This is a genomic window from Chamaesiphon sp. VAR_48_metabat_403, assembly GCF_031422475.1.
Classification (GTDB): Bacteria; Cyanobacteriota; Cyanobacteriia; order Cyanobacteriales; family Chamaesiphonaceae; genus Chamaesiphon.
The window spans coordinates 1-7,641 of sequence record NZ_JANPLS010000098.1 but is presented as its reverse complement, the minus strand read 5'-3'; the positions used below and the strand labels follow the sequence as shown (position 1 = coordinate 7,641).

General features: G+C 44.2%; 8 protein-coding genes, 1 pseudogene and 1 riboswitch. Of the genes and pseudogenes, 5 read left to right on the top strand and 4 right to left on the bottom strand.

Annotated elements, in window-relative coordinates:
- A partial coding sequence (locus RMO79_RS05115; protein WP_310481976.1) for an HNH endonuclease occupies window positions 1–348 on the top strand: 348 nt, incomplete at its 5' end.
- 127 nt (window positions 349–475) lie between these two features.
- Window positions 476–910: a DUF4351 domain-containing protein gene (locus RMO79_RS05110; protein ID WP_310481975.1), complete on the top strand. Its 435-nt coding sequence runs from the start codon at window positions 476–478 to the stop codon at window positions 908–910.
- A 533-nt stretch (window positions 911–1,443) separates the two neighbouring features.
- Here the strand turns inward: RMO79_RS05110 and RMO79_RS05105 are convergent.
- Together RMO79_RS05105 and RMO79_RS05100 are read right to left on the bottom strand one after the other, a co-directional pair.
- Window positions 1,444–1,614 carry a tetratricopeptide repeat protein gene (locus RMO79_RS05105; RefSeq protein ID WP_310481974.1) on the bottom strand — a complete coding sequence of 57 codons (171 nt, stop codon included), beginning with the start codon at window positions 1,612–1,614 and terminating at the stop codon, window positions 1,444–1,446.
- A 210-nt stretch (window positions 1,615–1,824) separates the two neighbouring features.
- Window positions 1,825–2,055, bottom strand: coding sequence for a hypothetical protein (locus tag RMO79_RS05100; RefSeq protein WP_310481973.1), 231 nt, complete (start codon window positions 2,053–2,055; stop codon window positions 1,825–1,827).
- A gap of 235 nt (window positions 2,056–2,290) precedes the next feature.
- Here RMO79_RS05100 and cofH point away from each other — a divergent pair, with 235 nt between their 5' ends.
- On the top strand, window positions 2,291–3,517 hold the full coding sequence (gene cofH, locus RMO79_RS05095) for a 7,8-didemethyl-8-hydroxy-5-deazariboflavin synthase subunit CofH (RefSeq protein ID WP_310481972.1): 1,227 nt from the start codon (window positions 2,291–2,293) through the stop codon (window positions 3,515–3,517).
- Window positions 3,518–3,540: 23 nt separating this feature from the next.
- Here the strand turns inward: cofH and RMO79_RS05090 are convergent, their stop codons facing one another.
- Window positions 3,541–4,860 (bottom strand): transposase, encoded by a 1,320-nt coding sequence (locus tag RMO79_RS05090; RefSeq protein WP_310481971.1) that lies wholly within the window; start codon window positions 4,858–4,860, stop codon window positions 3,541–3,543.
- Window positions 4,861–5,077: 217 nt separating this feature from the next.
- On the opposite strand from RMO79_RS05090, the gene RMO79_RS05085 reads away from it, so the two are divergent.
- Entirely contained in the window at window positions 5,078–6,001 is a 924-nt protein-coding gene (locus tag RMO79_RS05085; RefSeq protein ID WP_310481970.1) for a hypothetical protein, read from the top strand.
- A gap of 213 nt (window positions 6,002–6,214) precedes the next feature.
- On the opposite strand, the gene RMO79_RS05080 is transcribed toward RMO79_RS05085, so the two are convergent.
- Entirely contained in the window at window positions 6,215–6,415 is a 201-nt protein-coding gene (locus RMO79_RS05080) for a hypothetical protein (protein ID WP_310481969.1), read from the bottom strand.
- Between the two features lie 278 nt (window positions 6,416–6,693).
- A riboswitch (cobalamin riboswitch) is annotated at window positions 6,694–6,830 on the top strand.
- Window positions 6,831–6,865: 35 nt separating this feature from the next.
- Between RMO79_RS05080 and RMO79_RS05075 the strand changes: the two are divergent.
- Window positions 6,866–7,641, top strand: a pseudogene (locus tag RMO79_RS05075) (hypothetical protein); the annotation flags it as partial.

Sequence of the window (7,641 nt, the reverse complement as noted above, 5' to 3'; positions counted from 1 at the left end):
GCACACACTCCCATTATCCGCCACATCAAGGTTAGAGCCAATAAAAGTTATTTCGATGGGGATGTTCTCTACTGGAGTACTCGCAAAGGCACACATCCTGAACTGCCACATCAAGTGTCACGCTTACTGAAGCGACATCAGGGTCAATGTGCTGAATGTGGACTGTTGTTTACAGGAGACGATGTGATTGAGGTTGACCACATCCTGCCCAAATCGGCAGGTGGAACAGCTAAATTCGATAATCTGCAACCGCTTCACCGTCATTGCCACGATGTCAAAACTGCTCGCGATCTTTCACGGCGACGCAATGCTGGAAACTACATTGAAGTCGTTGGAAATTATCAATGAGCAGATAAATGGTGCTGGTGACAACAGCCGTATTGTTGAGGAGCCGTGTGCTGGTAAACTAGCAAGCACGGTTCTGAATGGGAGGGTGACAAGGTGACTTGTCACTCGACCCTAACGTAAGGAAGGGGTGCAGGAACGGGCGATTGCCGAAGTAGCAGCATTGCCAATAAATTATCCATATCGGGATAATGTGTTGGATCTATTAGGAAATTTAAGTGTAACATTAGAAGCTAAGGTTAATATCGAACCAGAGGAGCGGGAGTTAATTATGCAGTTATCGCCTTTATATTTGGAAAAGATTCAGGCTGCGGAGCGGGTTGGTGAAGCTAGAGGTGAAGCTAAAGGCGAAGCTAGAGGCGAAGCTAGAGGTGAAGCTAGAATGGTAATGCGGCAACTGAATCGTCGGTTTGGCGATGCGTCCGATCGATTTGCCGTTGGCGGAGCCTCTCCCTGGGAGAATCGCATTCAACAGTTAGATATCGCTCGGTTGGAGGAGTTGGGTGAGGCGTTGTTGGATTTTACCAGCTTGGCAGATTTAGAGATTTGGTTTAGTCAAAGTTAGCAATCGAACCCAACCCTCGATCGCATCCCAGGATCGAATCGATCGACACATATTTTTAATCTTCGATCGATTGTCACCCCAGAACCGATCGAATGATTAGCTCGATCGCCTTTGGCACGTTACGCGAACGATAGCGGCGATGAGCATATAAATAGATCGATCGCGTGCAATCATCGATCGTCGGCAAGAGCGTAAATAATAGAGTTGGTGGGCAAATGATAGGGTCGATCGGGATATATTGACAAAAGTTTGCCCACTGTAGGGTGGAGCTACTTCTTTCGCTACATTCCCTGATTTTTCTTTAACTTAGCGATTAACTCCATTGCCTCTTTATGGTAATCTATTTGTCCCTGCTGGCGAAACAACTCAGATGCCTTACTTGGATCGGATATTACTCCCTTTTTATCTGCTAGTTCGGATTTAGTATAACCTCGATTATAGTAAGCCAGAGCATGATTAGAATTAATTTTAATCGCACGGTCGAAGTCAGATATTGCTCCTTTTTTATCTCCTAATTTAGATTTAACTATACCTCAATTATAGTAAGCTTCAGCTAAGTTAGGATTGATTTCGATCGCGCGATCTAAATCGGATATTGTTCCATGTTTGTCTCCTAGTTCATATCTAACTGCACCTCGATTGTAGTAAGCTTCAGCTAAGTTAGGATTAAGTTTAATGGCTCGGTCGAATGATAGCTGTGCCAACTAATGTTTTTAAAAACTACCCGATCGGGACTTTGGATGAGTGTTGCTGTCATAACTGCTCCCAAGATAAAAGGTCGCTGTAGATATTATATCTGGAACTGCATATTGCTTCAACCCTCGCAAGGCGATCGCTTCAATTATTCAGCTAAACTACCAGCCTACTTTTCCGCTTTCCATTCTAAAATCTAGAACCCAAATATTAAATAAATTTCATTCTACTTCTTCTAGTCGATCGTCATCATCTTCAAATACCGTTGCTATCTCTTCATCATCGAGATCTGCTTGTGTCTGCGCGTTAAGAATTCGGTTTTCATAGCGACGGTTCCGGCGATTACCTTTAGCCTGATTAGCTCTTTTTACCGATCGTTTATCCTGCACTAGTCTTTGAAGATCGGGTGCATCATTAATATCTTTTAATGTGTCGTTATCAGTTCGTTTCATGACGGTTTTAAATCGACTATTTATTAGGGTAACTTATCGCGCTAGATCGATAAGCTACAGATCTAGTCCACCTGTGACTAAAATGCAGGCTAGTAGCTCAAACCCATTTTAACGGGTTGCTAAGAATCCAGTCTACCTACGTACTAGGCAGATTTAGGAGTAGTTTTGTGTTTGAGGACTGCGATCTAAATCAGTCCAGATCTTCTAAAATGGGTAGGTAGATCTAAAGCTCGATATGTCTGAAATTACCTCTTCACCTACCGCTTCAGACATTAGCACGATCGACCGGATACTCGATCGATCCTTACAAGGCGACGATATTTCCACCGCAGATGCACTCTTACTCCTGACTCAAACCAATTCCGATTTAATCGAGCGAATTCGGGTGACAGCAGATCGGTTGCGCCATCAGCAAGTCGGCGATACCGTTACCTACGTTATCAACCGGAATATTAATTTTACCAACATTTGCGAACAGCACTGTAGCTTTTGTGCATTCCGGCGCGATGAAGGTACCGAAGGAGCTTTCTGGCTGAGTACCGAGCAGATTTTAGCTAAAGCCGCAGATGCAGTCTCGCTCTCGGCGACAGAAATTTGTATGCAAGGCGGATTGCATCCTGGGGCAAAAATTAACGATCGATCTTTAGACTATTATCTAGAATTAGTAATTGCGATTAAATCTACTTTTCCCCAGCTCCACCTTCATGCTTTTTCCCCTCAAGAAGTCGAGTTTATCGCTCGTCAAGATGGCTTGAGTTATGCCGATGTTATTATCGCACTCCAACAGGCTGGAGTCGGCTCGATGCCTGGTACGGCGGCGGAAGTATTGGATGATGCGGTGCGGCGAATTATTTGCCCTGAAAAGATCGATAGTGCGACTTGGATCGAAATTATTACTACCGCCCATCGATTGGGGCTGCCGACGACGAGTACTATGTTAGCTGGACATATTGAAACTCCCAGCCAGCAAATCGCCCATTTAGAGCAGATTAGACAGATTCAAAAGCACGCCATCGCGTCTGATTATCCAGCTAAAATTACCGAATTTATCATCCTCCCCTTCGTCGGCGAATCTGCACCCGCTCCGCTCCGCAGTCGCGTCGGGCGAGATCAGCCAATTTTAGCTGACAATTTATTATTAACTGCAATCTCCCGAATTTTCTTGGGTAACTACATCTCCAATCATCAGCCCAGTTGGGTCAAATTGGGTCTTGAAGGCGCGAAAACTGCCCTGACATGGGGATGCAACGATTTGGGCGGTACGCTGATGGAGGAGCATATTACTACGATGGCAGGAGCCAAGGGCGGAACTTGTCTGACTGTTAAAGATTTACAAGGTGCAATTCGAGAAATCGATCGCGATTATCGGCAACGTAGTACTCTTTATGAGGTTTTAGGTTTTAGGGAAGAAGGGGAAAGACTCCTTACTCCTTACTCCTTACTCCCCCTTGGGGAATTATGATGGGTTGACACTCCCCCGACTGGTTAAGCCTTGCTGTCGCTCGTCTTAACCAAAAAGTCGGGGGATTCTTGGTTCAATGACCTATCTTGCTGGCTTTGATTTACATCATTACCAGTAGAGGACAAATCTCCCCAAGCGTTTACTGAGTCAAGCTCAGAACTTCCGACGTGCCCCGTCGTAGCTATTCCTTTCTTGAGAATGTTGATAGCTGCATTCTCGTCACGATCTGCTGTGTATCCACAGTGAGGACATTTATGGGTTCTAGTGCTTAATGTTTTCTGCACTCGTTTACCGCAATTAGAGCAATCTTGACTAGTGTATTGAGGAGCTACAGCAATCGTAGTCCGCCCAAAGATTCGTCCAAAATACTCAATCCATACCCTGAATTGATACCAACTAGCATCGCTAATACTTTTAGCCAACTTATGGTTTTTCACCATATTCGCAACTCTCAAATCTTCGTACACCACAACGTCGTTAGACGCTACTACGCACCGTGCGAGCTTCACTGCATGGTCTTTACGCTGGCGAGATACTTTTAAGTGCTTTCTACTTAATTTATTCTTGGCTTTTAGATAATTATTAGACTGCTTTATCTTCTCCTGCTGTCTTGTCTCACTTCCATGGTCGGGAGACCCGACCGGAGTGAGCCGCTTTCTGGTTTTACTAAACTTTCTCGATACACGCTTCTGAAGTTTTTTGATAGACTTCTCAGACTTTCTCAAAAATCTAGGGGTTTCAATTTGTCCGCCATTAGAATCAGTGTAGAAATGGTTTAACCCTACATCTAATCCAATAGTTTTACCTGTTGGCGTGGTATCAATATTCCGCTCTGCTTTAATCAAAAATTGAGCATAATAACCATCAGCGCGTCGAACTAATCGAACTCTTTTAATTTGTTCTACTTGATAGTAGTGCAAGTCATAAGTCCCAACCAGTTTCATTATGCCGATATTATGTCCATCGGTTAAAGCTAGGTGTTTCCGATCCTCAGAGAATGCCCATCCAGAAGTTTTATACTCAACTGAATTGCCCCGTCGCTTGAACTTTGGATAACCTTTCTTACCCTTAATTTTCTTCTTGCAGTTTTCGTGGAAACGAGATATTGATGACCAAGCTCTTTCTGCACTGGCTTGTCTAGCCATCGAGTTAAGTTTGTTGGCAAACAAAAACTCTTTAGATAGGGCTTTGCAAAGTGCTGAAAGGTCGTACTTACCAATTTTGGCATTGTCCATCCAGTAACGAACACAGCTATTGCGAACAAACAGAGCAGTACGAATCGCTTCATCAATGAGGCGGTACTGCTGTTGAGTTCCAGATAGTTTGAATTCGTAGACTAGCATTATGCTTTTATTGGTTTACGACAAATAGCATAGCGTAAGGCTAAGAATAAATCAATGGATCTAGCAAGGTGATATCATTGTTTAAAAGGCGGTAGGCGACTAAAGTCGCACGCGAAAGTCTTTCATCCCTGCTCTGTTCGCGGAGCGTTCCCGAAGGGTAGAGACAGGGCTTTCAGACATCCCGCTATCTTCTGGTAAAGATTATGCAAATCCGATCGTGAATAAACCTAATTCGACACGAGTATCATCTTGGCAACCCAGTTCGGATATTAAGTCTCATAGCGGCTCTCTACCCACAGCGGATGCTGATTTCTTTATGCCGCCGCAGCAGACAATTGGCGAACTCATTTCGGCGGATACGACGCTCAAGACTTCGACGGGTAACCCGATGCCCGAATTGCTGCGGTTGACGATCGTCATTGTTGCTAGCGGGTTGTCTTTTGCGATAATTTTATTTGGGTTCCATAATGCTATTTTTGCATTAGTGGCTGCGGGTGTTAATGGCTGGCTAGCCTGGTTTTGCACGCGATTTCATCATACTTGTTCTTATATCGGTTCTAAAGGTTTAATAAAATATGAACTAGTAAATTCTCGATCGGCGATGCCTAAAGAAAGTTTGTTGTTATTTACCGACGCACACAGTCTTTATGCCAAAACTATTAGAAACTACACTAATGGCTTTTACACAGGCACGACTTATACATATACTTGGAAGAAAAATTCTGGTAATGAATATGTGATTTCGGGCAACTATCAAAGTGAAAAAAGTTCGCCTAAAGACGGCGATCCTTGGCATTTTGCGAATACATCTGAATCGGTTTGGAGTAGTTATTTACTCTCGACTCTCGATGCCCAGATCGATCGCGATGGTTATGTAGAATTTCCAATGGGAGGGGCATTACAGGCGGTCAGAGTCGGACAGGGATTTATGGAGTTTGTCACTAGAAAGGATGGATCGCAACGAGTAATGGTGGCAGATATGCGAGATATTTCTTTGGGTTCTGGTACTTTTCAATTCAAACATCAAGATGCTCGGTGGTGGTCTGGCAAAGGTAAATATTCATTTGAATATGCTAATATTCCGAATGCTAGGGTATTTTTAATTTGTCTTGGTGAACTAGCGGGGATATCTTGGGATTGATAAATGTACTAGTGAATAGTGAATAGTGGATAGTGGATAGACATCACAGAGTGAGAGCGTCTATTTATTGAGTGGGGAGGGAGTAAGATGAGGTTCGATCGTAATGAATTGGTAAAAAAATTAGAGAGCGATCGGATATATCCGATCGCTCTCTATTGAATTATTTAAAAGGTTGTTATTTAGGTGTTGGTGAAAAATTTAGATCGATCGAAATTACACGCGGATTTGGAGTGCTTGTAATTGGGAAAATAAAGTTTCGACTTCGGCTTGAAGTTCGAGAAACTTTTCTTGACGATCGGCTGGATATAGAGCCTTAGTCAATTGTGCCACTTGCTGTACGCGATCGGATTGAGCCGATCGGGCTGCACTGCTAGTAGTACTTGGAGCAATTAGGGTCATGGGGCTGAGAGACATAGCTTTGGATAGTTATTTATACTTACTCACACTCAAGGCAATTGTACTCGCATTCCACGCTTTTAGAGTTGTCGATCGTGGAAATTTCCAAACTTTTTACCAAGCAGCATGTGGATTTAGTGTCTTGGACGGCGGGATTTGGGGGATTGTTCCGAAAGGAGTAAGGAATAAGGGGCGTTTGGGAGGAGAAACTAAGGAACGCAGTTCCAAAGCCTAAAACCTAAAACCTAAAGCCTAAAACCTAAAGCCTAAAACCTAAAACCTAAAACCTAAAACCTAAAACCTAAAACCTAATTCATGTTAAATTGGTCTAGCTGAGAGAATGGGGAAGTCTGGTGAGAATCCAGGGCTGTGCCGCAACTGTGATGGAGCGAATGCTTCGAGTCAGAACACCGTGTCTTTAAGCGTACCCGCTGGGTACTTGATAAATCCACTATTTCCTTGCGTCGCATGGGGAAGGAGTTAGATGTATTGTCGGCTATCGAACGATCTATCTGTCCAGATATTTACCATCCGGCAATCGCACGCGATGGATTGTTGACTCGGCTGCGAATTCCGGGTGGCGTGTTGAGTTCAGCTCAGTGTGCGACGATCGCCGAATTATTACAAGCGATCGAATTAGAATACGTCCAAGTTACCAATCGGGCAAATCTGCAACTTAGGGGACTAGAGCGAGATCTCGCGCCAGAGTTGTTAGTTAAATTAGCCGCTTGTGGTTTGGCAGCAAATAATAGTACGATCGACGGCATTCGCAGTATCATGCTGAGTCCAACAGCGGGAATCGACGCAAGCGAATTAGTCGATGTCCGTCCGTTGGCGGCTGCTTGGCAAGCATACCTCGATCGACATCCCGAATTAGGGATATTATCGACTAAATTTAGCGTTGGGTTCGATGGTGGCGGAAGCGTGCGGATTGTCGATCGACCTAACGATATTACCTTACTCGCAGTTAGCGACCGCGAATTTAACCTGCATCTGAGTCTGGGCGATCGGGGTGATGCACCGTCACCTGTGGGGGTAAAATTAGATGTAGCTGAATGCGTACCGATGTTAGCCGCGATCGCGCAAAGTTATCGAGTGGGAATTTTAGCATTAGGTGGCGATTCGCGTCGTAAACCCAGGTTGCGATCTGTGATTCATTACTATGGTTTAGCTGAGTTTAGCGAGATCGTCCGACGAGAATTAGCGGGTTCTGGGCATTTTATTTTTAAAAACTCCGATCTGGA